Below are 26,289 nucleotides of genomic sequence, written 5' to 3'. Positions count from 1 at the left end.
GTTTCAGGCGGTTCATTTATATTTTACGTAAAATACAACATGTCTAATGAATGTCTCTAATTGTTTGATTTTATTCTACAAATGGTTCTTCTCCCAATGCTTGTTGCGCGGCTAGATTGATCATATTCCATTGGCGATCAAAACCTGGTTGGAAGAAAAAGTCAGCTTCTGCTAAATCTTCAATCGTCAGTTTTTGTTGGATCGCTAGCGCTAGTACGTTGCCTTGAGCAGTCACATCATAAGTAGATAAAACAGCTCCGCCAAGGACTTGATGTGTCATTGGGTCAAAGAATAATTGGATTGAAACTTTCGTGTTCCCATATTCTTCAGGTACATATTTAGGACGAATAGTATCTTCATAATAAGCTGTGCGAATGGCTACGCCTGCTTTTCCTGCTGTAAAACTATTCAAACCACTAGCTGCAAAGTGATAATCAAAAACACTTAATGCCGAAGAACCTACAACGCCTCCAAATGGTTGGCTTGGTGTATCCTCAAATAGATGTTTGACTACATATCGTGCTTCTCTTCTTGCCACTGTTGCTAGTGCAATCGGCATTTTTGAGCGGGCAGGTATCGAATAAGCAAGGGTTGCATCCCCTACTGCATACACATCAGGTAAATTAGTTTGCAAATATTCATCGGTAACGATCCAACCACGATCATCTAAATCTACGACTCCTTTTAGCCATTCCGTATTCGCTTTGACTCCAGCTGCTTGAATCACAAGATCTGTCGCGATTTCTTCATCTGCTGTTTGAATCGCAGCGACTTGTTGTTCACCAGTGAAAGCAGTGATTTTCGCACCCGTCACGACTTTGATACCCTTTTCTTTTAAATGTTCGGTTAAAATATCCGTCATTTCCGGATCTAAATAAGTGCCTAATGGTCGATCAATCACGTCTAATAACGTCACTTCTTTCCCTGCTTTTTGAAAAGCTTCAGCGGCTTCGATCCCGATATAGCCTGCACCGATAACAGCTACATTTTTGATCGCTGGATCAGTTAATTTATCTTTGATTCTAGTAGCCCAATCGTACCCACGCATCAAATAAACGTTCTCTAAATCTGTTCCTGGTACTGGCAATGAATTTGGTTTTACTCCTGAGCTTAAGATCAATTTATCATATTCATACTCTTTGGTACTCTTATCTAAGATACTAGTCACCGTTACTGTCTTTTGGTCTGCATGAATCGCTTTTACTTCATGATTGTTTAAAATGTGAACATTGGGTTGTGGAAAGTTTTCTGGTCTGAAATTTCGTACATCATTAACATCTGTCACTTGGTCCTCTAAATATAATTCCATGCCACATGACATGAACGAAACATAATCCCCTGCTTCAAATAAGGTGATATCGACATTTTCACCATATCTAGATAGCAATTCTAAAATCGATTGATGTCCGCCATGAGATGCGCCGACAATAATAACCTTTGTTTTCTCCATTGATGAAACCTCCTTGTTCAATTATTTAGAATAACTCTAAACAATTCAAACATAACACTCGATTTTTTATAAATCAAAAGAAATGCCCAAATATTGGACAGAAAAAATAAGACTTTCTCTATTAAGTTTTTGACTTAAATGTTTATCAACTTTCTTTTTAGATGGCAATATTTTTTATAAGAAATAACTGTACAGAAAAATAAAACGGTTATGCTATTATTTGTCAATTATATCGCTTGACTTAACTTGTAAAATTTATATAAAAAACATTTTCCATACTAATAAAGTTAGCTGGTACTATAGACCTCCTCAGCCATGAAATTAGAAAAAAAACATACCAAAAATAATAACTGTACAAAAAAGATCGTTTCAGAACACTTAACATTTACAAATAAATATAGGAAAAAATTTTCGTTACTTAATGTTGTATAGTACTATAAGAGTAAAGAGGTGGTATATGTGCTCATTACAAAATCTAGATTACAAGGTGGTTCTGTAGTAATTACTCTACCGTCTGACAATGGTAAAAAACCTTCAGAAAATCAAGAATATATTGTTGTCTACTCTGAAGATGGGACAATCACATTAGTTCCTAAAATCGAAGATCCATTTAGTGCTGGACAAGAAGCTGAGTATTACGAAAAAGATGAATGGAAAGACTTAACTCCTAAAGGGAGAGAAATTTTATAGTGCCTAAAGCTAGAAATTATATTCCTAAAAAAGGGGATATTGTTTGGATCGATTTTGATCCATCCACAGGCAAAGAAATTCAAAAAGAAAAGACCAGGATTGGTTGTATCTCTTTATGAATTTAATTGCACAACAATGTTTGCAATAATCTGTCCAATTACTTCTACTATAAAAAATCTACCGACACCCTATTCGCTTCCCAAAGATTTAGATACAAAGGGACAAGTACTTATTTCTCAATTAAAATCACTTGATTTCAAGGAAAGAAAACTCAAAAAGGTCGAAAATTTACCTTTACAAGATATGGCTAAAATTGATCAGATTATCCAGTATATATTTTAAGCACCTTAAATTGGATCATAATCTTTCGTTATGCCAAATAAAACTAAAAAATGTACACCATTAAAAAAGAAAAATGACAAATGATCTTCTTTCAATCAACAAAACAAACAAAAAAATGAAAAACTTCGTTCAATAAAACGAACGCAGCTTTTCATTTTTTTTGATTATATATTAGCTAAAAAAAGGCGAATCCGTTGGCAAGCTTCCGTAAGTTCTGCCAAACTACTTGCATAAGAAATCCGAATATAGCCTTCACCCTCTGGTCCAAAAGCTGAACCAGGGATACAGGCGACTCTGCCTTGTTCTGCTAACTGTAAGCAAAACTCCCAAGAATTCAAGGTAACTTCTTTTGGCAGTTTACAAAACAGGTAAAAGGCGCCATCAGGTGGTATGACTTCAAACCCTAACTCATTTAATTGACTTAAAAGATAATCTCTTCTCTTCGCATACTGTTCTTTCATTTTTTCCCCATCATACATTCCGGTAGTAAGTGCCTCAACCGCAGCTTTTTGAGCCATTGTAGTGGCTGAAGTGACTAAATATTGATGGACTTTGATGATTTCATCAATCACATATTTTTGAGCAAAAATAAAGCCGATCCGCCAGCCGGTCATTGCATGAGATTTGGATAAGCCGCTAATCACAATTGTTTGCTCCGGAAGATAAGACGCTGGCGAGACATGGTCTCCGACATAATTCAACTCTGCATAGACTTCATCACTGATCACGAAGACCGATCGTTGTTTGATGACTTCAGCTAATTTTGCCATTTGTTCTGAAGTTAACAGTGTTCCTGTTGGATTGCTTGGATAGTTCAAGATAATTGCTTTGATCGAGTCGCCATAAGTAGCAAAGGCTGCTTCTAACTGTTCTGGTTGGCAAATAAAGCCTGTTTCTGACGTATCGATCGTGATCAATTCCGCTCCAGCAAGATCCACTATCGGCTGATAGCCAGGATAAGCAGGCGCAGGAATCAATACTTTGTCGCCTTCTTCTAAAATCGCTAGTAAAGAAGCAGCGATTGCTTCTGTGGCACCAACTGTCGTTAGTACTTCAGTTTGAGGATCGTATACCAACCCATAACGTTCTTTTTGAAATAAACAAGCAGCTTCACAAAGTTCGGGTAGTCCCCTCATCCCCGTATAATGGGAATAATTTTCTTCAATAGCAGTGATCCCCGCCTGTTTGACATGTTCGGGTGTTGGAAAATCAGGCTCTCCTAAGGTTAACTTGATGACATCGGGGATAGCAGAAATTTGTTGGTCAAAACTTCTGATTTGTGACACTGCTATTTTTGCAAGCCTGTGATTAAAACGATTGGTTAAATTCATGTGGTTTTCTCCTTTTTATCACTTCTTTGTCACTGATCCTTTTTTAGCAAAAGTCCTTTTGTATGAAGGATCGTTTGATACCAAGCGACACCCTTTTCTAACACAGCCATATCAAAATCAAATCGTGCATCATGAAGTGCTGGTGTATCACCGACACCGAGAAAGAAAAAAACACATGGATACTTCTGGGTATAAACACCGAAATCCTCTGCTTGCAAGACCGGTTGTTCAAGCTCATGTAATTTTTCTGATTGCTTCAAGGCTGTATATATGTGAGGATCATTGATGACCGCTGGATATCCATCATTATAACGGAATTGGATCGATACCTGCGAATTTTTTTGAAATTTTTCTGCTAAATCAGCCAGTTGTGCTTTGATCGAATCTTGGATTTGCTGATCATAAGAACGAATGCTGCCTGAGATAGTCACTTCATTTGCTAAAACATTTCGAATCGTACCACCAGTGATCTGCCCAAATTTTATTAAACGTCGCCATTCTTTAGGTAAAGATTGTTCCAACTCGTATACTTCATTCATAAAACCAACGGCACCTCGGATACTGTCGATCCCTTGTTCACTAGAGGCAATATGTGCAGACCTCCCTTTGACAATGATATCTGTTTCACTACTTTGTGCCATAAAGGCGCCCGATCGTGAATAGATCTCGCCTTTGGGAAGACCTGGCCATAGATGAAACCCAAAAATTGCTTGGACTTGATAGTCCTCTAACAAGCCTGTGTGAATAACACTTTCCGCTCCGCCAGATATTTCCTCCGAAGGCTGAAAAATCAGAACAACGTTGTACATTAACTGTTCTTTATGATCTGCGATATATTCCGTTAACCCTAATAACATCGACATGTGTCCATCGTGACCACACGCATGCATCATCCCTTCATGAGTAGAAGCAAAGGGAAGATTTGTTTCTTCTTGGATCGGCAAGGCGTCAATATCTGTCCGAAAAGCAATCGTTTCGTTTTGTTGATGATCAAAATAAAGCAATAAACCAGTCTCGCCGATTTCATGCAGGACTCCCCCAAGATCCTTGATTTGTTCATGCAAATACGCTTTGGTTTTAAATTCATGAAAGCCGATTTCAGGAATTTGATGTAACGCCATGCGATGTTTGGCTAACATCGGCATTCACCATCCCTTCATAGAGCCCTTTAACGACTGTTTCATATTCTTCATTTTTTACCCCAATGATCAAGTTTAATTCTTGTGCCCCTTGGGATAAGATCGACGTCCGAATCTCTAGTTGATTTAAGATGGATAAGACTTTGCCAGAAAGTCCTATCAGTTCTTTATGTGGTCCGCCAACAACTGAGATCAATGCCAGATTCTCGATAATTTCGACTTCCTCGACACCCAAATTTTCTTTTAACTCTTTGGTAATCAAAAATAATTGATCTGCAATGGCTTCTGCTGAAACGACTACTCCAATATTGTCGATCCCCGAAGGAATGTGTTCGATCGAGATACCATGATTCGCAAAGACACTCATTGCTTTCCAAATAAACCCGATTTCATCAGACATATGTCGTTTAAATAGTGTTAGCGAAAGAAAATCTTTTTTTCCAGCAATCCCTGTTAAGCCATTTTCTTTTTCGACTTCTTTGCTGGAAATTCTAGTGCCTTGCGCCTCTGGATCGTTCGTATTTTTTATTTGAATCGGGATACCTGCTTCTTGTACTGGGAAAATAGCTGATTCATGGAGAACATTTGCCCCCATATACGCCATCTCTCGTAATTCTCTAAATGAAATTTCTTTGATGATTTTTGGCGTGTCAATGATTCGTGGATCAGCCATCATAATCCCAGAAACATCCGTCCAATTCTCATAACAGTCGGCATTCAATAGTTTGGCTAAGATTGCGCCAGTGATGTCGCTCCCACCTCGCCCCATCAATTTTTCTTTTCCAACTGGATTAGCACCATAGAATCCTGGGACTACTAGTGGGCCTTTTTCTTGATAAATAGTTATTATTGCTTGTTTCGTCCGTTCTTCATCGATCTCACCCGTATAATCAAAGAAAATCAGTTCTTTCGCATCTATAAACGTATAACCAACATATTCAGCTAATAACTTCGCAGTGAGATATTCTCCCCGACTGACCAAAAAATCTTGCGAGACTTTTTCTCGCTGTAATTTTTTTTGGATCTCTAACAATTCATCTTCAATCGGAAAAGTCAACGACAAGACATCTCTCACTTGAATGAATCGTTCACAGATCCTTTCCCACAAAGGTGTCCAGTCGACTCCATGATGAAGATAGGCATGGATCAAATACAAGAGATCCGTGACTTTGTCATCTTCTTTTGTTCGTTTTCCTAAAGCGGAAACAACGATCACACTTCGTTCAGAGGCAGCTAAAATAATAGATTTTACCTTTTTGAATTGTTCTTCATGAGCCATCGATGAGCCACCAAATTTTGCGACTTTCATTGGATCCCCTCCCTGATTGGTGATAACAAGGCAGAGGCGATTTGTACAGCATTCGCAGCTGCGCCTTTACGGATATTATCCGCTACGGTATACAGTAACAGCCCATTTTCCAATGTAGGATCATGCCGGAGTCTGCCGACGTATACCTCATCTGTTCCTTTAGCAAGGATACTGGTCGGATAACTATGGTTGGGCAAATCATCCACGACTGTTATTCCCGGAAAATGTTGTAGACATTGACGGACTGCTGCAAGTGAAAATGGCTGTGCCAACTGGACTGCGATTAAAACACCATGACCAACTTCGATGGGGACACGTACACAAGTAGCCGAGACAGGTAAGTTAGGCAAATGTAGGATCTTCCTTGTTTCAGCCATCATTTTGTGTTCTTCTTTCGTATACCCATCAACCAACGGTGCATCAATTTCGGGGATGACTGTTTGACTGATATCATGCGGATAAAGCGAAGGTTCCTGCCCTTTTTGAGTGGCGTGAAGATCAGTTAGCCCTTGTTGCCCCGAACCAGAGACCGCTTGATAGGTGGAATAGTTCACGCGGTTGACACCAAATGTCTGTTGCAATGCCTTTAATGGTAAAACGGCTTGGATCGTGGAACAGTTTGGATTGGCAATCAATCGGTTCATTTCATGATCTGCTAGATTGACTTCTGGAACGATCAACGGAATCGACGGATCTTCTCGCCAAGCAGAAGAATTATCAATGACGACCAACCCATGTTCTCTAGCAAGTGGCGCAAATTCAAGTGAAATTTCTGCTCCGGCTGAAAAAAGCGCTAAATCATACCCGTCAAATGATGTCTTTGTTAATTCTTCTACTGTGTATTCTTTTCCCTTAAACACACAGATTTTTCCAGCTGAACGCTTGGATGCTAATAATTTCAAACGACCTACTGGAAAATCATATTCTGCTAACACGTTCAACATCGTTTGACCAACTAAACCAGTTGCTCCAACGATACAGGTATCTATTTTGCGCATCTTTTTCATCCTCTCTATAATTCCCGTAATGCAGCGATCAATGCGGTGTTTTCCCTCGTTTGTTCGTCTTTGATTTTTAATACTCGGGCAGGCGTTCCACCCACTACGGTATCAGCGGCTACATCTTCTAAAACAACTGCTCCAGCCGCCACGACTGCATTTTTGCCAATACGGACACCTTCAACAATGACAGCATTCGCACCAACCAAGACACCGTCTTCAACCACCACTGGTTGAGCGGAAGCCGGTTCGATCACACCCGCCAACACTGCCCCCGCACCAATGTGACAATTTTTGCCGACAATCGCTCTTCCGCCTAAGATTGCCCCCATGTCGATCATCGAGTTTTCCCCAATCTCCGCACCGATATTGATGATCGCTCCCATCATGATGACCGCATGATCACCGATCGTTACTTGATCCCGAATAATTGCTCCTGGCTCGATCCGAGCATTGATTTCTTTTAAATCAAGCAGAGGTATGGCACTATTTCTAGCTGTTTCTTCTATTTCGATCTCAATGATTTTAGCGGATTCTTTTGCGAGGATTGGTGCGATTTCTTGGTAATCACCGAAAATAATTTGGCTATTCCCCTGACCAAATACTTTACACTTTTCAAATTTAATTGGTTCAGTGACATTTAAATACACTTTAACCGGTGTTTTTTTATCAGCTGTTTGAATCAAACGTATAATTGCTTGTGCGTCCATTTGCTTTCTCTCCTTTATCCACCTAAAGTATCTGCTAATTGATAGTATCCAGCTGGTTGATTGCTTAACCAAAAAGCTGCACTTACTGCTCCTTCTGCAAAAATCTGATTGGAAAACGATTCATGTTTGATTGATAATACTTCATCCGTAGATGCAAATAAAACTTCGTGCTCTCCAGGTACAGAACCAATACGTAAACTGTGTACTCCGATTTCATCGGTTTTTCTAGGTTGATCTTTCCATTGGAAAACAGGCGATAGTTTACGGACTTCTTGCATACTAGCGAGTAGTGATTGAGCCGTTCCAGAAGGCGCATCTTTTTTTTGGTCATGATGTTTTTCAATCAATTCGATTTGCCATGTTTTCAATAATTCAGCAGCCTGCTTCACTAATTGATTCATGACAAAAATCCCTAAAGAAAAGTTCGCACTGTATAAAATGGGGAAACGTTGCCCAAACGCTTCGATTGCCTGGAATTGTTCCTCACTATAGCCAGTCGTTCCGATCACGACTGGAAGTTGGTGTGCTGCTCCATAATCTAGCACTTTTTCCAAATTATCTGCGTGAGAAAAATCAATAAGGAGTGAGATATTACTCGGAAAAGATAAAGCAGTCGCTTCTTTAAGGGAGACCTTTGGAAAAACGACTTCATGCTCATAAGATTCAATGACTTCTTGGATTTTTTTACCCATTCGTCCATGTCCGACTACACCAATTTTCATACCTGTTCTCGTCCTTTCATAGGTAATAATTCCTGTAATACTCCTCGCTTGTCCTCAGACAGAGGAACAAGTGGTAGCCGTAACACACCTGAAGGAAGAGCCATCATCTCCATTGCGGCTTTTATTGGGATCGGATTTGTTTCACTAAACAAGGCATGGATCAATGGTAAGGCAGTTAATTGGATTTGTTGCGCTCGTCGAAGATTCCCTTGCTCAAACGTTGCGACTAATTCATGGACTAATCTAGGCTGGATATTGGCCCAAACACTGATAACCCCAGTTCCACCCACACTTAATATCGGCAAAATAGCATCATCGTTGCCACTATAAAGGACAAACGAGTCTGTCAAAAGACGACCAACTGCCATCACATAAGCCAGATCACCTGATGCTTCTTTGATCCCGCTGATTTGTGGATGTGTCGCTAATTTTTCCAGGACTGGGATTGGGATCGTCATTCCAGTTCTAGATGGTACATTGTATAAAATGATCGGTCGTGGTGATTGGTCAGCAATTGCAGTAAAATGCGCCAACAAACCTGCATCACTTGTCTTATTATAATAAGGCGTGATCACTAACAATTGATCCGCCCCAATCGCTGCTAAACGTTGGACTCTTTCAATTGTTTTTTTCGTATCGTTTGTTCCTGCGCCTGCGATGACTGGGATTCTTTTATTTACTTTTGCTACTGTAAAACGTAGAATCTCCTCTTCTTCTTCTGGCGTTAACGTCGAAGATTCCCCAGTTGTTCCTAACACTAACAGGCCATCTGTACCTTCTGAAAGATGAAACTCAATTAGTTTCTCTAATCCTTGATAGTCAATTTCGCCAAGCGCATCCATCGGTGTAATCAATGCAACGATCGAACCTTTAATCATACGACATCTCCTTTTGTGACCATTCATGAACAGCTGGTCCCGTCATTTGTATTTGTGTCTCCCCAGTAATCATTAACTCTCCTTGCTCTAAGTGGATCATGGCCTTAGCACTTGCTAAGTATCCATGATCTCTAGCTACGACATAAGCCGCACAACAGCCAGTACCACAAGCCAATGTCCAACCAACGCCACGTTCATACGTGCGTACGATCAGTTCCTGTTCATTGACTCGTTGGACAAAATTAACATTGGTTTTTTCTGAGAATAATGGATGGTGACAAATCTGTTCCCCTAACGCTTTCATTTGTTGCGCTTTTGCATCCTCTACAAAAACAACGGTATGGATCGTGCCCATAAACAAACTAGTTAGCTGGACATCCACTTGTCCAATACGTACTATTTGATCCACGATGGGTTCTGTTTGATTGACCGCTAACTTTTCTGTCGAATAATCGGGTTGTCCCATCTGAGCGGTACAATAAAAAGGGTCTTCTGTCAAAATTTCAATGGAAATCACACCCGCTAATGTGTGTACGTCGAAAGGTGAAGTTTCTACCATAGCTTTATCCCATACATGCCGAGCAAAACAACGAATCCCATTCCCACACATCGGCGCCTGACTGCCATCTTTATTGAAATAAAGCATCGTTAAAGGTTGCTCTCGAACGACAATCAACCCATCTGTATCAAATCGATCCTGTCCACACCATTTGCTGGCTAATTGGTGATAATCGATTCCTTCTTCATAGTCCATTAAGATAAAATCATTGCCGCAACCATTATATTTATGCAGGATCATTGAACTTCACCTCGCAATAAATCCTCATATTCTTGCCTACGTACCACTAATCGAGCAGTTTCACCGTTGACGAATACCACAGCAGGCGTCAAAGCTCGGTTATAGTTGCTACTCATTGAATAACCATAAGCGCCTGTGGCATATACCGCTAATATATCTCCGGGTTCAGCGATAGGCAAAAGAGCTTCTTGAATAACCACATCACCTGACTCACACATTTTCCCAGCGATCGTGACTTTTTCGGTTTTCTTTTCCCTTAATTTGGTTGCCAGATCACATTGATAGCTCGCTTGATAGAGTGCTGGACGGATATTATCGGTCATTCCCCCATCGACAAAATAATATTTTTTATTTGGCGTTTGCTTAATAAATCCTACCGTATAAAGCGTCGTTCCTGCTTCCCCAACGATACTTCTTCCGGGTTCGATCAACAATTCATTGATTACTAATCCTTGTTTTTTTAAAGCTTCTTCCGTAAAACGTACTAATTCTCGAACAGATTCTTCAATGGGCAATGGCTGATCACTTTCGGTATAACGAATACCGAACCCTCCCCCAAGATTTAGCGAAAGTACTTCATCAAAATCTTTAAGATAACCAACCAGTTTATGGATTTCTGCTATCCATGCCGATAGTTCAAAAATCTGCGAACCAATATGTGCATGAAAGCCTTCTAACTGTAAAAATTCACTACCCTGAATAAATTGGATCGCTTTTTGACACTCTTCACTTTCATAGAGTAGACCAAATTTTGAATCAATATGAGCGGTAACGACATATTCATGCGTATGTGCTTCGATCCCTACATTCAACCGGATCATTACCTGGAGTTCTTTTTGATATTCTTGGCTAAGTGCGACTAACAATTCAACTTCCATGAGATTATCCGCTACAAAATGAACAAGTCCATTTTCAATAGCATAACGGATTTCCGCAGGTGTTTTATTGTTTCCATGAAAATAGACCTCTTCCATTGGAAAGTCAGCACACACAGCTGTATAAATTTCGCCACCACTAACTACATCTAAACCTAATCCTTGTGATTGAATCAGTTTTAACATGGCAACGGTCTGAAATGCTTTTGATGCATATAAAATCTTTGTCTTAAAATGATCTGATTGAAATCCTTGTTTAAATGCCTTGATGTTCTCAACCATTTGCTTCTCATCGTAAACATAAAGGGGTGTTTGATATTGTTTTACTAATTGACTAACAGGAATTTCACCGATCATTAATTCTGACATCCGAGACTACCTCTTTTCCGCAATGTTTTTTAAAATTTCTCTCATTAAGATTTGAATTTTATTTGAATAATATTAAACAAATTCTCAGTGATTGTCTACTATATTCATAAATTTAATAAAAAAAAGTGCATTCATACATTTTTTTGTATAAATACAAAACTAGCGAATAAAAGATTAAAAAACAATGGATATGCTCATAAATCTCACTATTTCAATCATACAATCTAGTGAAAGCAACTGCTCCATCAAATAAAAATACGTTTGGTTGCGATCATTCCATCGAAACCAAACGTATTTTTTAATTTAATTCTTCGTTGTAAAAAAGAGAGCTATTCCTTTGTTCATCAGAAAATTCATTCTTAAATTGATTTTACTTAAACCACATACCCAAAGTAAACGGCTAAAAACATCAATGATGCACCTAACATCACAAATAAGTGCCAAATAACATGTGTGAATCTCTTACTTTTCATGCTATAAAAAATTGAGCCGATCGAGTAAGCTAACCCACCAGCGACCAATAAAAGTAAACCGGTCAAATTGATGTTTTGATAAAGTTTCGGTAAAACGATCACGATTCCCCAGCCCATCACATTATAAATAATCGTTGATACTTTAGAAACCTGACTGGCTTTCGCTAAAGTCAAACACTTGTAAATGATCCCGATAACTGCTGTTGCCCAGATCACACTAAGTAATAGTACACCAGAAAGTCCCTGAACGATTAACAGGCAAAAAGGCGTATAGGTCCCGGCAATCAGTAGATAGATCGAACAATGATCGAATATTTGAAACACTTTTTTTGCTTTTGTAAAAATCAAGCTATGGAACAACGTAGAACTGAAAAAAAGCAAAAACAGCGAACTGCCATAAATGATAAACGCAACATAATCGAGGGTTGAATGAGCTTGTTCCATCAGCAAGTCAAAACAAATGAGACTTAAAAACGCTGCAATTCCATGGGTGACGGCATTCAACACTTCATTCACTATTTGATACTTCCGACTAAATTCTACTTCCATTTTTGTATTTCCTCCAATCATTGATGCCTTCTTCTTATAAACCTATTATATACTGTTTGTAAGACTTTTACATCTAGTTTTCAAAACTATATTAAAACTTAATGTTTAAAATAGCAAATGAAACACACTATCCCGACCACTAGCAATCCAATCAATACGAATCCAAGAATCAAAAGAGATCGTTTTTTTTGGCTATCGATTTTCTTGACTTCTTTTTCAATGTCTTGATCTTCATAGGGAATACGGTGTCCTCGTACCAGCAACCGGTGACTATTGACCATATAAGGGGTACACGTTAATAATGTAACTAAATCCTGCCCTTTTTCAATCATCAGATCATCAAGATCTGTAGGCTCAATAATTTTGATTTGATCCACTTGATACGCTAATTTACCATTCTGACTTTCGATAAAAAACAAATCGTTTTTCTCTAGTTGATCTAAATCCGTAAATAGTTTGGCTTTGGGTAATCCACGATGACTAGAAAGAACGGCATGAGTACTTTCACCCCCAACTGGATAAGAGGTCCCTGCCAATAAAGAGGCACCTTTTTCCAGAAAAAAAGAAGTCGTTTGGTCAAAAATCGGTAGTCGCACATTGATTTTCGGGATTGATAACACACCAATGGTATGTTTTTGGATCGTTGATTGTGTTACCTTCTCCGGTTCTTCTTCGGCGAATGGGTCAGAGCCTGGGGAAGAATTACTTTTTGCAAGTTCTCGATTTTTTTCTAGATATTCTTGTTGGATTTTCTCTAACTCTTCTGTCTTTTGTTGTTGTGCTTGTTGTTGGTATTTTCTAATGATTTGCTGATCCAGGTAATCATTGATACGATCACTAACAAAAGGATACATAAAAATTACGATTCCTGTGATGAATAACAAGGTCATGAAACTATCCAAATATCGCCGCTTTTTGTTACTCATTGATTGTCATCCTTTTTTGACTCGTTTTTCCTTTTATTGATGGGATTTTTTTACTTTTACAAAATAACCAATTCCCATGATTAATAAGACTGTACCAATTGTTAGGTAAAGGTAAATCCCTTTGCCACCTGTAGAAGGTAATGTTCCTTTATGCTTGTTTGGTACCTTTTCTGGTGAAATGACTTGTCCAGACAAATGATAAGATTGTTCATCGACTACAAATGAAAGGCGGTTGGTCAACTGTACATAATTTTCTGGTGCCTTGATTTCTTCTAAATAGTAGGTTCCATAAGCTAATCCAATGATGGTAATCAACCCATCTTTTTCAGTAGTAAAAACAGTCGCTTTTCCTTGCTCTTTCGTCCAATTAACGGCTTTCGTTTGAGGATCAATCAACAAATAGTTCGCCTCACTTGAATCTTGGTCTCGAACGACAAAGCTAGCACCTGCTAACGGTTGGTTTGTTGAAACCGCTCCATCAACTTTGATAAACTGCTTACCACCTGTAACTACTTCAACAGTTGGTGGTGTTTGGTCTTTCGTATAGTCGTTTTCTACATTTGCTTCATTTTGGTATCCTGTAGTTGGATTTGCTTGGTCATTCAAATACATATAATAAATAAATTTCAATGTTCCTCCAGGCGTTAAAGAAGGAATGTACGCTGGATCAACTGCCACCGTAAAGCCATTTTCTTGCTCAATCACTGTATAATGACTTGGATCGATTGTTGTTTCTCCATCGTAAAGTGCATAGCCATTGGCGCCATTGACTGCATGATGAAAAGTCAATGCTGCATCGTGTTGATCGATTAAATTGAATTTCGTGTATTTGTTCATTGAACCTTCTTTATCAGCAATTCCTTCGGGAAGATTGACCTTGATTTCATACTGGATCATTTCGCCAATTGCTACATCTTTGCCATTTAATTTTGACGTACTTTTTTCAACTTTTGATGTATCATTTTTAATCGTTTTTTCGACAGGCGTTTGATTATTTTCGGTAATTTCAAATGCTGTTTTCGTTTGACTCTCAATCAATGCGGCGTTATCTGGTGCCTTCACTTCTTCCAAAAGGTAGTGGCCAACTTCTAAACCGTAAATTTCCATCTGACCTTTTTCACTGTTTTCTTCAATGAAGTCAGCTGTTCCGATATGATACGTTTTCCCAGTCAAAAAAGATTTAGCAGCGGTTTGATCAGTTGTCCAAGTATAAAGCCCGTCTTTCACACTATGAAGGTATTTTTTTACTGATCCTTCGGTTTTTGAAATGTTAAAGACTGCGCCATTCAATGGTTCATTTTCGGCTGTCCCCACTTTTTTGACTTGCAATACCCCATTATTAGAAACAAGATTTTTAGGATATAAATGAATCGTGTCTAATTCTTCTGTACCATACTGATAAGAGCCGTCTGGTTGTTTGATCATTTCATAAACAGGAAAAGCCAATACCATATTGCCAGCTGCGACTACCCCTGCTTTCGGTTCTTCTTTGATGACATAAACCGCATCTTTTCCGTTTTGAGATTTTGGCAATTCCAGCGTTACGCTTCCTTGTGCATCTGTCGTTCCCGACGTGATAGGTTCTCCAGGAGTCAGCTCTTGAACTGCTTGTTGCGCTTCTTCGACTGATTTACCATTATTTCGTTGTTCATAAAATTGATTCGTTACATTATAAACAGTAAATGATACATCTCCTAGACCTTGATATTGGTCAAACTCTGTCATCTCTTTCCCACTGTTTTGAATAACATTGGGTAAAGAAAGTGCTTTTTTCTTATGCAAGATCACTTGTGCAACTTCTTGATCAGTAGCTGCAAAGATAGGCGATTGCCCTACCCAGCTACCTAAAACAGCTGATAACACGAATAATATTCCCCAACAAATGTCGATTGCTTTCCACTCTTTTTTCATTTATTTTCACCTTTCTTTCTCCATTTCCACAGACTGATACTAACTAGTATTAGCCCAACGATGACATAAAACTGGCTATTTTTTTCATTTGTTTTAGGCAGCAAACCGAAATCTGCTTTACGATTCTTTACCTTCAAAGGATCCGCCTGTTGTCCGTTTTGCTGAAACGAATTTTTTTCAACTACAAAAGGAATTAGCTCTTCACTTTTGATATAACCTTTCGGTGACTGGATCTCTTCAAGGTAATAATTCCCGTCGGTCAACCCTCGAACTGAAAAATTCCCTGATTGGTCGGAAGTTAGTCGATACGCTCCTTCACTACTCATTCGCCAAGTAACGCCTTCCTTCGTTTGATGAAGGTATTTGCCTCTTTGATTTCTTACTAGAAATACAGCGCCTTGTAGAGGACTTTGATTTCGACTATCAATTTTCAAAAAATGCTTTCCTCCCGTACGGATGGCAGTTGATCGTTGGAGGTACTCACGTTCTGTAGTGACCGTGACGTTATTCTTCAATTTCTCGTCTGGAATTGCTGTCGCTGATACTTGCATCTGATAGGTAATCGAAAGTGGTTGTCCAACCATTTTTTGGAGTGTCTCTTTAGCCAATGTCAATTCAAAGCCATTTTGATGAGAAACCATCTTATACCCGGAATGTATTTCTTGTCCGCCAATTTTGAGTTTCCATGTATCAGGTAAGAAGAGCAAATGATCATCCGCTTCATCAATGAGTTGATAGCTTTGACAGTCAGAAACAATGGTATCTACTGTATAAGTGACGATTTCACCAAACGAAACACTGGAATCTCCTTGGATCTTTTTTTCCAAAAAAGAAAGTGGAGTCGTTTCTTCGTTCTTAGGATATAAATGAATCGTCTTCAATTCTTGACCTTGCTCATTATTAATTGGGAGTACCACAACTAAATTGGCTGATTTTTCTTTGACGTTTACTGGTGTCTTCGTTTCTTGAAAAAGATACACTTGATCTCTTCCTTGTGCATCTTGCTTTGGTAATTGAAATTGAGCGATACCAGCTTCGTTACCAACGGTTTTGGTGATTTGTTCTGTTACAAACGTTCCGATCTCTTGTCCCTTTTTTGCTAATTGTTGTTGCGCTGTTGTGACATCGATCCCTTGTTCTCTCAATTGATAGAAAGAAGCTGTGACATCATAAACCGAAAAACTCACCTCATTTAGCCCCTGAGCTTCTTGGAAGAATACTTGCTCTTCACCCGTATTTTTTTGTGGATCAGGTAAATTCCCTTCCGTAAACAGAAGTTTATGCAAGATAATCTGTACCTGCTCATTCGAAGATTGGTTCGGGATATTTTGAGCCGCACTTCTTTGCGATCCAATCGTCAACAACAGCGGAATGAGGAACAAGATATACCAGATTCTTTTTTTCATTACGCCACGCCCTTTCTTTGTTTTTTGAAAAAGGCAACGAAACATGTGCTGCTTATCGCAAGGAAACCAGCTAAATAGAACCAGATACGACCCATTCCGCCAGTCTCAGGTAAAGGAACTTTGACTTGATTGGTAATCGTTAACGTAATTTGATTATTTTCGTCTCCAGCTACTAATCCACTTTCTTGTTTGGACCCATCCACGGTCACTGTTCCATCTTCCTTCACCACGATCAAGACTGGCTTTTTCAATCCTTGATACCCATCTGGTGTTTTGGTTTCCGTTAACGTGTAAGAACCAGGTTGAAGGTTTTCAAATGTAAATGTATCCGTTGATTCACCTGCTTGAGGTAGTTCGACACTTGACCCTTCTCCCTCTAGTTTAAAGCTGGCCCCTTTTAATGATTGCCCGTTATCTTGTTTTTTATAGACCGTAAGATTAAAAGGTTTGAGATGGTTTTGATGCTGTAATGTCCACTGCGGATCTACCTCAACATTTTCATGTTCATAGTGGATCGTGCCATATTGATCAATCGTCCATTCATAATTCCCAGCAATCGTATCATAGCCAACGGGTCCTTTCGTCTCTACCATTCGATATTCTCCTGGTTCCTCTACTGTAAATTGAGCCAGTCCCGTTAGTTCCGATACTTTTGTCGCTACTGTTCGATAACTATCAGCAGCATCTTTTTTCTGTAATTCAAAAGTAGCACCTGCTAAGTGGACTTTTTCTGACCCATGAAGCGTATATTTGTGAATCGCCAAAGGAATTTTTTTGAAAGGATTTTCGATCGTTAGAAGAATCGCCTGTTCCTCGATTTTTGCGGATTGTCCGTCGATCGTTACCTTTCCTTCGGCTGATACCGCAATCTTCCAGGTGTTTTTTTGAGCAAGTTCATGTCCGTCTGGTGCCTGTACCTCTGTAAGCGTATAGGTTTCCCCTTTCATTAGTCGAACATCAGCAGGCAAGTGATAACTGCCATCTTTGTTATCGATCAAGCGGATTGTTTTAGATTGACCAGTTAATTCGAAAACTGCTCCTACAAGATTTTTTGCTCCAGATGAAGAATGTTTGGTGATGTTCAAATCAAATGGTGTAAACTTTTTAGTATTTTTCCAAGTCGTATCGTTGACTTTAGCAGCCTCATAACCTTCAACGGCCATTTCGTTACTTGCTTGATAGTTAAACGGTTGTCCTTGGTTATTAAATTTTGGCAACATCATGTTTTCATGATAGTCAGCGCCATTACTTGCTGAGAGTAACTTGATGTCTTCACGTCTCCAAGTTCCCTCGGTATCATTAGTTGGTTTATTTAACTGGATAAATCCCGTTTGCCAACTATTTTTATCTGTTGTTGGCGTTCGTTTTATTTCATAAGTGATGTGATCTGGTCGTAGGCTAGTATCATGATCATATTCTTCCCATTCTTTTGTGAAAGACAATGTTACGCCTGGTGCTTTTGCGGAAGGAACGCCAAATTCAACAATTGTTGAAGCATCCGCCGTCGGTTGCAAGGTTGTTTTTTCATTCATTTGGTACCATACATCGGGTTTAAACGTTTTACTTTCAGTTTGGATTCGTACCTGATAATGGATTTGGATTTCCTGATCTTTCCCTAAATATAGTTGATTGCTTTGGATCGTTGAACCAGAAATACCAATCGTAGGCATTACTGCGACAGCATTTTTCCCTACATCTTTGATCGTGAGGGTATTTTCTTCGTAAACAAAGGGTTGAGCAATCGGATCAATCACTTTTCCATTACTGATGGTTCCAGCAATATGGACCGCTTTTTTCGCTAAATAATCAGAAATATCTGTGGCGCGATCAGCCGATTCGTAATAGAATTGACCAGATTCATCCGTTGATACCATTTTCTTCATATTTGTTTCCACATCAGCTTTTGATAAGCCAGCTGGAATATCTGATTGCAATTGGATTCCTAAGCCATGGATCTTGATTCCTCGTTCTTTCAACGCTAATGCTTCGCCGATCGTTGCTGTAAACGTGCTCCGAATTTGCTTCTCTCGATTGTTTTGATCTGGAACATTGTAATATCTACTTAAAAGAGAAGTATTTCCGGCTCCTTCTCGTACATCGCTAAATTCAGTTCCATAATAACTACCATCTTGTTCTGTAAACACTTTGTTCACGTGATAGGAGTAGGTTGGCACACCATCCGTTAATAAAACAATCACTTTTTCATGATTATTTTGTTCAGCCAACATCTCACCAGCTTCTCTCAACGCTTTTTGAGTAAAGGTTCCCCCTTGTGTCGTTGAAGGTGTGATCGCTTTAATCTGATTTTTTACAGAATTGAATGAACTTAGTGGGATTGAACCGTTGTTATAACCCACACTAGAATACCCAATATAGCCAAGATTGATTTTTTCAGCTATACCACTATGATCAAGGGTATCTACAAAACTATTGACCCCTCGTTTCACTTCTGCTAAACGATTGTCTTCATTCATACTGCCTGACCAATCAACTACTAATACAACGTCTACAGGTGAAAACTCTTTTTGAACGTTCCCACGTACATTAAAAAAAACATCGTATAATCCTGGTGTAGCCGTTTCTCGTGCATATTTACGAATAGCATAAGAGGATTCTTCTCCTGTCCCCCCGTATTCGATATAAGAATTTGACCGATTAGATGGGTCGCCATTCCATGACGTCACACCATCCCACTGACCATTTTGATTTCCTTGATGATTGAGAACCGTTTCGTTTCCTGTCGGCTGCCACGCTACTTGTGGGTAGACCCCAGTAGAATCGTTGGTATAATTTGGTACGATAGGTGTGACAATTTGTTTATTATTTCCAGCAGAAAAGAGAGCGGGAAATTCAAACGGACGTACAACCTCTTCTTTTGTCTCTTCTTCAAGATCTTGTCCCTTTGCTTGCTGTTCTTCATTTCCTCTTTCTGTTGATCCCTTTGTGTCTGCTTCGTTAGATTTAGTCGATTGCTCCGTTGTTTCCAGCGAAGACTCCTTATTACTTTGTTGCTCTAATGTATTATTTTCCAGAAACTTAAATGATTCCTTCACAATCGGCGTGAGTGCTTTTCCTTGCTCATTTTCTGCCGTTTGTTGTTCCACTAAAACTTCTACGTCAACTGACTGATTCTGCTTGATGCCTGCAAAAATCCACTTCTCGTGATACTCTTGCTTGAAAAATTGGCTAGTTGTGAGCCATTTTCCACTAGTTTCATTAAGGTATTCCGTATATTCAGTTGTTGGAATTGGTAGAAGCATTTCTTTTGTTTCTGAATCAATAACCCGTACCAAGTATCTATGTCCTTGGTCATTCTCAGAAAGCCCTAATTCGATGGTCAATTGTTCCGCAGATTGATGAGCTTGGACTTGGCCATATTCATTAGCCATTATTTCCATAGTAGCCTCATTACTTGCTTCGACAAGTTTCCGATTCTGAAAGAAAAAATTGAGTACAACAATGATTCCTAAAGACCCTAACAAAAAGAATAATTGTTTCTTTCTCATAGATATCCTCCTTAAAAATTATTTAAAATTCAGTTAGATAATATAAAAAAAGAGAAAAAACCTCTATTTTTTCTCTTTTTATTCTCATTCAATTTTTAAGTGGATTTTTTAGTTATATTAAATCTATAGAAGATATGTAAGTAAAAAATATATCTATAAACGTTCTGTTATTTTTATATAATGATGTAGTTTATATTTTCAAAATAACTGATCGAATAGACTTGGTTTTGAAACACTGACTTTCTTCTCATTTCTACAATTACTGAAAAAATATAAAAATCTGAGATACATATTTACAAGATGATAAAAATGAGTTAATAATAATAATACTAAATTAGAAAAGATGGTGATTTATTGATCGAGCAATTATTGTTAGATGATCATTCGCGAGGCAAATTAGCTGTTTATGGTCAACTATTGACGTTATCTCCAGGAGAGCACTTGATCGATAACCTAAGAGAAAACTTAGAAACAACAATCAGTATGGTTAAACTAAAAAAAATCCTTGTTTCTATTCAAGAAGACTTGGCAAAGATAAGTAATAAACAATTATTAACGGCTAAAAATAAGTTGATCATTCGTGAAAGAATGATCCATTACAATCAATATCAAAATTTTTTAACCACACAAAGTATCCCTTATCAGTTATTGCTTAGTATCATCAAGAAGCAAGATGAAGATCTTGCTTCTTTTTGTCAACGCAACTATATTAGCCGTTCCACTTGTTTTCGCCAAACCAAAAAATTAGCGCAGTATTTTAAAGACTATCATATCACTTTGAACTTAACGAACTTAACACTAACAGGTTCGGAAATGCTGATCCGGATTATGTTTTTTAACTTTTTTTGGTTTGTTTCATTAGGTGAAAGTCTAGATGATCTCTATTTTAGCGATGATTTAAAAGCACTATTTGAGTTATACGAAGCGGAACACCTGAAAGATAAATATGCAATCGGCAAGAAGCAAGCTATGCTCCATTGTAAAATCAATCTTTTACGAATTAAAGAGGGTCATTTCACTGATATTTATGAATTAACTCCCACTTCTTTTATCCCTAGTGGAACAGATCTTGAATTTTTTTATGATTTCTTTCAACTTGCTAATTTGAAGCTCGATATTTTAGAAATCAATTCCCTTTTTTATTTGTTCTATTATTGGCCTTTTCTAAATTCCAAATCAGATGTCCAATTACCAATCGTGGAACATTCTTATCTGCAGGCGAACAACCATTTAAAAAAAGTCTTGGAAGAGTTTGAAACGCATTGTCAAAAATATATTTGTAATTTCAACTTTCATGAAGAGCCTTCCCTTCATGCGAATATCTACCTTTCATTGTTGAATTTTACTGTATTCAAACAAAAAATCCCTTTAACAACCTTTTTTATTTCTACGTATATCCAAAAGAAATATCCTATGATCCAAATTTTAGCTACTAAAATCGAAAGTTATTGGAAAAAGATTGCGAATCGTAAAAACTTCCTTTGGTTAAAAAATTGTAGTAGTGAATTAGCTTTCATCCAAGCTTGTTTACTTTATCCGTATTATACCAAGCTGGAAGAAGACTATAAATTGAAAGTTGGCTTTATCAACGTTTCAGAATACTTGATCACTTATGAGATATTTAATCTAGGTGAAAAGATTCCTTTTATCGAGATTGAAAAAGCCCATCTGCCACTCACGAAACAGTATGATTTTTATATTATTGGTTCACCCTTGCTTATTCCTCCAGAGCTAGACCCAGCAAAATATTCGGTCATTGATTTTTGTCGTTACAATGATTTTGAAACGGCATTGTATCAACGACTTTCACATGCCCACCATGAAAAATTAAAAAAACAGCTATAAATAAAGGCTTTTGCTCAAGTATCCTACTGGATCTTGAACAAAAGCCTTTATTATTATTTTGATGCACGTTTTACGTATGTGCCTTCTGTTGTATTGATTTCAAGTAGTTCATCTGTTTCGATGAAGTCTGGAACGTTAACGACTAAACCTGTTTCCATTGTAGCTGGTTTACCAGAACCAGTCACGGTTGCTCCTTTAATTGAAGGTTGTGTTTCAACAACACGCAAAACAACCGTTGTTGGAAGTTGAACACCAATCACTTCGCTGCCGAAGAATTGAATTTTTACTTCCATATTTTCTAAAATATATTTCATTTCTTCTTCTACAGTCTCTACTGGAATTTCATATTGTTCATATGTTTCAAGATCCATAAAGAATGCTGTGTCGTCCATTGTATATAAATATTGTACTGGTTTCGTATCAATATGTGCTTTTTCAAACTTTTCTTCTGGTCGGAAAGTTGTGTCATATGTTGCTCCTGAACGAACATCTTTTAGTTTCATACGCATCACAGTGTTTCCTTTACCAGGTTTGTGGTGGCTTGCGTCTAAAACTTTAATTAATTTACCGTCTTGAACAAATGTCATACCGGCTCTTAAATCACTTGCTGAGATCATTATTTTTGCTCCTTCTTAACTTAATCATAATCAACTTTATTGTATCAGACAACTGCTTAGAAAACTAGGGAATTATCTATTTTTAAGTTTTACTCTTTGACTTTCTCGTTTAATCATGCTATTTTTAATGAAATTCATTTTTGGAGGGACTTCACATGACAAACAGCAAATCAAAACAAATGAATATTTGTTGTTGTATGGTGCATAAAAGCAGCATACGATTTGTCATGTCTATTAATAGCCCTTCATAAATTGGTATTGCCTTCTTCCGTTTTCCAATACTTATTTCATGATTTTTTCAAGGAGCTGATTTAATAGTCAGCTCCTTTTTATATTCTATTTTTTTAGGAGGGAATTATGATCATTACAACAATCACCGAAGCAATTGGATCCACCCCGTTTTTTAAATTTACTGCTAAAGATTATCCTATGCCCCAACATTCAGCTATTTATGCGAAATTAGAGTATTTGAACCCCGGCGGAAGTATCAAAGATCGACTCGGTCATTATCTGATCCAACAAGGGATTCAAACCGGACAGATCACAAAAGAGACAACAATTATTGAACCTACTGCTGGTAATACTGGAATTGGTTTAGCATTAACTGCTTTAAGTTATTCTATCAAAACAATCTTTGTTGTTCCTGAAAAATTCAGTATGGAAAAACAACAAGTGATGAAAGCATTAGGCGCAACAATCATCCACACACCAAGTGAACTCGGCATCGTTGGTGCGATTGAAAAAAGTAAAGAATTAGCAAAAACCATTCCTCACAGCTTTCTACCAATGCAATTTGAGAATTGGGCGAATCCCATGGCCTATTATCAGACGATCGGACCGGAAATTAGTCAAGAACTTACAGAACCAATCACTAGCTTTGTAGCGGGGATTGGTAGTGGCGGTACGTTTGCGGGCACCGCTAAATATTTAAAGGAACAAAATGCAGACATTCGTTTAATTGGTGTCGAACCAGAAGGCTCAATTTTGAATGGTGGTACTGCTCATAGTTACAAAATCGAGGGAATTGGCGTTGAATTTACCCCACCATTTCTTTCTGGAATCACCATAGATGGTTTTGAAACGATTTCTGATCAAGAAGGCTTTGCTTACACAAAGCAACTAGCCAAGCAACAAGGTCTATTAGTTGGTAGTTCTAGCGGCGCTGCTTTTGCGGCAGCCTTACATGAAGTCCAACGATTACCTTTAGGAAGTTCAGTGGTAACTATTTTCCCAGATGGAGCAGACCGTTATTTATCAAAAGGAATCTATTCATAAAACAAATAGTCGTTTTGACCGAAATACAGATATAAAAAATTAGGAGGAACAAATAATGCATATTCAAACAAAACTAATACATGGCGGAATCAGTGAAGACCCTACTACTGGAGCAGTTAGTGTTCCGATCTATCAAACATCCACTTATCGACAAAATAGCGTGGGAAATCCCAAGCAATATGAATATTCTCGTTCTGGGAATCCCACACGTTTTGCCCTTGAAGAATTGATTGCTGAGTTGGAAGGTGGAATCAAAGGATTTGCTTTTGCCTCTGGTTTAGCCGGTATTCATGCAGTCTTCTCTCTTTTTCAATCAGGAGACCACATTTTATTAGGCGATGATGTTTATGGTGGTACTTTTCGACTCTTTGATCAAGTCCTAACCAAAAGTGGTCTGGAATATACAATTGTCGATACGAGTGATTTGGCACAAGTAGAGCAAGCCATTCAACCCAATACAAAAGCACTTTATTTAGAAACACCAAGTAACCCGTTATTAAAAATCACTGATCTCCAAAAAAATAGTCAACTAGCAAAAAAACACCAACTGATAACAATCGTTGATAATACTTTTGCCACTCCTTATTTCCAGAGACCACTTGACTTAGGGGCAGATATCGTCTTACACAGCGGGACAAAATATCTCGGAGGACACAGTGATCTCGTCGCAGGTTTGGTTACTACAAATAATGAAACCTTAGCGGATGCTATCGGCTATTATCAAAATGCCATTGGCGGTGTATTAGGGCCACAAGACAGCTGGCTACTTCAAAGAGGAATCAAAACATTAAGTGTACGAATGGCAGAACATCAAAAAAATGCTTTTGCGGTCGCACACTTCTTAAAAGGACGTCCTGAAGTTGAACAAGTCTTTTATCCTGGTTTGGTCACTCATAAAAATCATGAAATTGCGCAAGCACAAATGAGTGGTTATAGTGGCATGGTTTCTTTTACACTAAAAAATGAACAGGCTGCGATTCCTTTCGTTGAATCTCTCCGATTGTTTATTTTGGCAGAAAGCTTAGGTGGTGTGGAAAGTTTAGTCGAACTTCCCGCAGTGATGACTCATGCTTCCGTTCCTAAAGAAAAAAGGGAAAAAGCAGGTATCAAAGATGGATTGATCCGCTTATCCGTGGGAATTGAGTATGAGGATGATCTTATTGAAGATTTAACTCAAGCATTTCAGCAATTAAAAGAAAATTAGCGAATGAAAGAAAAGATAAATTTCATTTCAGATTGCTACACCTACAAAGCAATAAGTGTTAGAATCTAATTGGAAGCACTGTGTTTATCGAAGATTCTTCTAGTAGATGTGTACTTGATTCCGATAAACAAAAATGATTACCAATAGTTAGGAGCCTTAAGTCATGAAAATGAACGTAGAAAGTTTTAATCTTGATCACACAAAAGTAAAAGCACCTTATATCAGAGTAGCTGATAAAAAAACTGGGGAACACGGCGATGTCATTATCAAATATGATGTTCGCTTCAAACAACCTAATAAAGAGCATATGGATATGCCAAGTTTACATTCTTTAGAGCATTTAACGGCAGAATTGATCCGTAACCATGCTGATTATATTGTTGACTGGTCACCAATGGGTTGCCAAACAGGTTTTTACTTAACTGTTTTGAACCATGAAAGTTACGAAGATATTTTAGATGTTTTAGAACAAACAATGAAAGATGTACTTGAAGCGACGGAAGTCCCTGCAAGCAACGAAACGCAATGTGGCTGGGCAGCTAGCCATACTTTGGAAGGTGCGCAAGCACTCGCTCGTGAATTCTTAGAAAAACGTGATGAATGGTCTCAAGTAGAAGCATAATTGACACAGCTATTGAGAAATCCATATATTCTCAGATATGTCATTTCAATGTTCTATAACAAATCGTTTCCTTATAAGCGATAAGCGAAACTTTTGACAAATAGTTACAAAATAACCATATTTATCAGTAGAAGATAATTTTTAGCTAAGCTCTAAACGAAAACAAATGATTTTGTTTGATGTTTGGAGCTTTTAAACTATCCTGAGGAGGAAAGATGATGAGTATTTATAATTTTACGGTTACTTTAGAAGATGGAACCTCTTATTCATTAGATAAGTACAAGAATCAACCGATGATCATCGTGAATACCGCAACGAAATGTGGGTTAGCTCCGCAATTCGA

Annotated in this window: 22 protein-coding genes and 1 pseudogene (1 of these 23 cut by a window edge); 7 read left to right on the top strand and 16 right to left on the bottom strand. The window is 38.1% G+C overall.

From position 1 onward, the window contains the following. Positions 1-70 precede the first annotated feature (70 nt). Positions 71-1,450 carry an FAD-dependent oxidoreductase gene (locus IGJ27_RS01705; RefSeq protein WP_010720192.1) on the bottom strand — a complete coding sequence of 460 codons (1,380 nt, stop codon included), beginning with the start codon at positions 1,448-1,450 and terminating at the stop codon, positions 71-73. A gap of 459 nt (positions 1,451-1,909) precedes the next feature. Between IGJ27_RS01705 and mazE the strand changes: the two genes are divergently transcribed. Further along, positions 1,910-2,140 carry a type II toxin-antitoxin system PemI/MazE family antitoxin gene (gene mazE / locus IGJ27_RS01700; protein ID WP_088745657.1) on the top strand — a complete coding sequence of 77 codons (231 nt, stop codon included), beginning with the start codon at positions 1,910-1,912 and terminating at the stop codon, positions 2,138-2,140. Beyond that, positions 2,140-2,482 (top strand): annotated as a pseudogene (locus IGJ27_RS01695) (type II toxin-antitoxin system PemK/MazF family toxin). The gene mazE and the pseudogene IGJ27_RS01695 overlap by 1 nt, the downstream one beginning before the upstream one ends. A gap of 164 nt (positions 2,483-2,646) precedes the next feature. Here the strand turns inward: IGJ27_RS01695 and IGJ27_RS01690 are convergent. The 14 genes from IGJ27_RS01690 to IGJ27_RS01625 all read right to left on the bottom strand — a co-directional run bounded on the left by IGJ27_RS01690 (position 2,647) and on the right by IGJ27_RS01625 (position 20,383). Beyond that, complete coding sequence (locus tag IGJ27_RS01690) at positions 2,647-3,813, bottom strand: pyridoxal phosphate-dependent aminotransferase (RefSeq protein ID WP_178306209.1); 1,167 nt, start codon at positions 3,811-3,813, stop codon at positions 2,647-2,649. Positions 3,814-3,842: 29 nt separating this feature from the next. Then, positions 3,843-4,952 carry a M20 family metallopeptidase gene (locus IGJ27_RS01685; protein WP_178306210.1) on the bottom strand — a complete coding sequence of 370 codons (1,110 nt, stop codon included), beginning with the start codon at positions 4,950-4,952 and terminating at the stop codon, positions 3,843-3,845. Continuing rightward, a complete protein-coding gene (locus IGJ27_RS01680; protein WP_161652492.1) occupies positions 4,912-6,261 on the bottom strand; it encodes an aspartate kinase in 1,350 nt (449 codons plus the stop codon). Before IGJ27_RS01680 ends, IGJ27_RS01685 begins: the two co-directional genes overlap by 41 nt. Then, the gene (locus IGJ27_RS01675) at positions 6,258-7,259 is read right to left on the bottom strand and encodes an aspartate-semialdehyde dehydrogenase (protein ID WP_178306211.1); all 1,002 of its coding nucleotides are present in this window, start codon (positions 7,257-7,259) and stop codon (positions 6,258-6,260) included. The genes IGJ27_RS01680 and IGJ27_RS01675 overlap by 4 nt, the downstream gene beginning before the upstream one ends. 14 nt (positions 7,260-7,273) lie before the next feature. Next, entirely contained in the window at positions 7,274-7,969 is a 696-nt protein-coding gene (dapD, locus tag IGJ27_RS01670; RefSeq protein ID WP_034699414.1) for a 2,3,4,5-tetrahydropyridine-2,6-dicarboxylate N-acetyltransferase, read from the bottom strand. A 14-nt stretch (positions 7,970-7,983) separates the two neighbouring features. Then, positions 7,984-8,691: a 4-hydroxy-tetrahydrodipicolinate reductase gene (gene dapB, locus IGJ27_RS01665; RefSeq protein ID WP_178306212.1), complete on the bottom strand. Its 708-nt coding sequence runs from the start codon at positions 8,689-8,691 to the stop codon at positions 7,984-7,986. After that, the gene (gene dapA, locus IGJ27_RS01660) at positions 8,688-9,569 is read right to left on the bottom strand and encodes a 4-hydroxy-tetrahydrodipicolinate synthase (protein ID WP_178306213.1); all 882 of its coding nucleotides are present in this window, start codon (positions 9,567-9,569) and stop codon (positions 8,688-8,690) included. The genes dapB and dapA overlap by 4 nt, the downstream gene beginning before the upstream one ends. Next, positions 9,562-10,368, bottom strand: a complete 807-nt coding sequence (dapF, locus tag IGJ27_RS01655) for a diaminopimelate epimerase (protein WP_178306214.1) — start codon at positions 10,366-10,368, stop codon at positions 9,562-9,564. Before dapF ends, dapA begins: the two co-directional genes overlap by 8 nt. Beyond that, positions 10,365-11,612, bottom strand: coding sequence for a diaminopimelate decarboxylase (gene lysA, locus IGJ27_RS01650; protein ID WP_010738544.1), 1,248 nt, complete (start codon positions 11,610-11,612; stop codon positions 10,365-10,367). The genes dapF and lysA overlap by 4 nt, the downstream gene beginning before the upstream one ends. A gap of 374 nt (positions 11,613-11,986) precedes the next feature. After that, positions 11,987-12,634, bottom strand: a complete 648-nt coding sequence (gene trhA, locus IGJ27_RS01645; RefSeq protein WP_025480259.1) for a PAQR family membrane homeostasis protein TrhA — start codon at positions 12,632-12,634, stop codon at positions 11,987-11,989. 98 nt (positions 12,635-12,732) lie between these two features. Next, positions 12,733-13,560 (bottom strand): class C sortase, encoded by an 828-nt coding sequence (locus IGJ27_RS01640; RefSeq protein ID WP_034699403.1) that lies wholly within the window; start codon positions 13,558-13,560, stop codon positions 12,733-12,735. Between the two features lie 33 nt (positions 13,561-13,593). Then, positions 13,594-15,471 (bottom strand): SpaH/EbpB family LPXTG-anchored major pilin, encoded by a 1,878-nt coding sequence (locus IGJ27_RS01635; RefSeq protein WP_373191431.1) that lies wholly within the window; start codon positions 15,469-15,471, stop codon positions 13,594-13,596. Next, positions 15,468-16,877: a SpaH/EbpB family LPXTG-anchored major pilin gene (locus IGJ27_RS01630; protein WP_178306216.1), complete on the bottom strand. Its 1,410-nt coding sequence runs from the start codon at positions 16,875-16,877 to the stop codon at positions 15,468-15,470. The genes IGJ27_RS01635 and IGJ27_RS01630 overlap by 4 nt, the downstream gene beginning before the upstream one ends. Next, positions 16,877-20,383 carry a SpaA isopeptide-forming pilin-related protein gene (locus IGJ27_RS01625; protein ID WP_373191432.1) on the bottom strand — a complete coding sequence of 1,169 codons (3,507 nt, stop codon included), beginning with the start codon at positions 20,381-20,383 and terminating at the stop codon, positions 16,877-16,879. The genes IGJ27_RS01630 and IGJ27_RS01625 overlap by 1 nt, the downstream gene beginning before the upstream one ends. A gap of 354 nt (positions 20,384-20,737) precedes the next feature. Between IGJ27_RS01625 and IGJ27_RS01620 the strand changes: the two genes are divergently transcribed. Further along, positions 20,738-22,228 (top strand): helix-turn-helix domain-containing protein, encoded by a 1,491-nt coding sequence (locus tag IGJ27_RS01620; protein ID WP_178306217.1) that lies wholly within the window; start codon positions 20,738-20,740, stop codon positions 22,226-22,228. A gap of 53 nt (positions 22,229-22,281) precedes the next feature. Here the strand turns inward: IGJ27_RS01620 and efp are convergent, their stop codons facing one another. Then, positions 22,282-22,845, bottom strand: coding sequence for an elongation factor P (gene efp / locus IGJ27_RS01615; RefSeq protein ID WP_010720208.1), 564 nt, complete (start codon positions 22,843-22,845; stop codon positions 22,282-22,284). A gap of 357 nt (positions 22,846-23,202) precedes the next feature. On the opposite strand from efp, the gene IGJ27_RS01610 reads away from it, so the two are divergent. The 4 genes from IGJ27_RS01610 to IGJ27_RS01595 all read left to right on the top strand — a co-directional run. Next, complete coding sequence (locus IGJ27_RS01610; RefSeq protein WP_178306218.1) at positions 23,203-24,120, top strand: PLP-dependent cysteine synthase family protein; 918 nt, start codon at positions 23,203-23,205, stop codon at positions 24,118-24,120. Between the two features lie 55 nt (positions 24,121-24,175). Further along, positions 24,176-25,324 (top strand): cystathionine gamma-synthase, encoded by a 1,149-nt coding sequence (locus IGJ27_RS01605; RefSeq protein WP_053765858.1) that lies wholly within the window; start codon positions 24,176-24,178, stop codon positions 25,322-25,324. A gap of 163 nt (positions 25,325-25,487) precedes the next feature. Further along, complete coding sequence (locus tag IGJ27_RS01600; RefSeq protein ID WP_010720211.1) at positions 25,488-25,946, top strand: S-ribosylhomocysteine lyase; 459 nt, start codon at positions 25,488-25,490, stop codon at positions 25,944-25,946. 218 nt (positions 25,947-26,164) lie between these two features. Further along, positions 26,165-26,289 carry the start of a glutathione peroxidase gene (locus tag IGJ27_RS01595; RefSeq protein ID WP_034699391.1) on the top strand. Its footprint extends 346 nt past the window's final position, so 125 of the gene's 471 nt are visible here — the first part of the coding sequence; it begins with the start codon at positions 26,165-26,167; the stop codon falls past the right edge of the window.

Origin of the sequence: Enterococcus sp. DIV1726a, from assembly GCF_051710985.1 — a bacterium.
GTDB lineage: Bacteria > Bacillota > Bacilli > Lactobacillales > Enterococcaceae > Enterococcus_B > Enterococcus_B hirae.
This window is presented reverse-complemented; position numbering and strand designations above follow the sequence as displayed.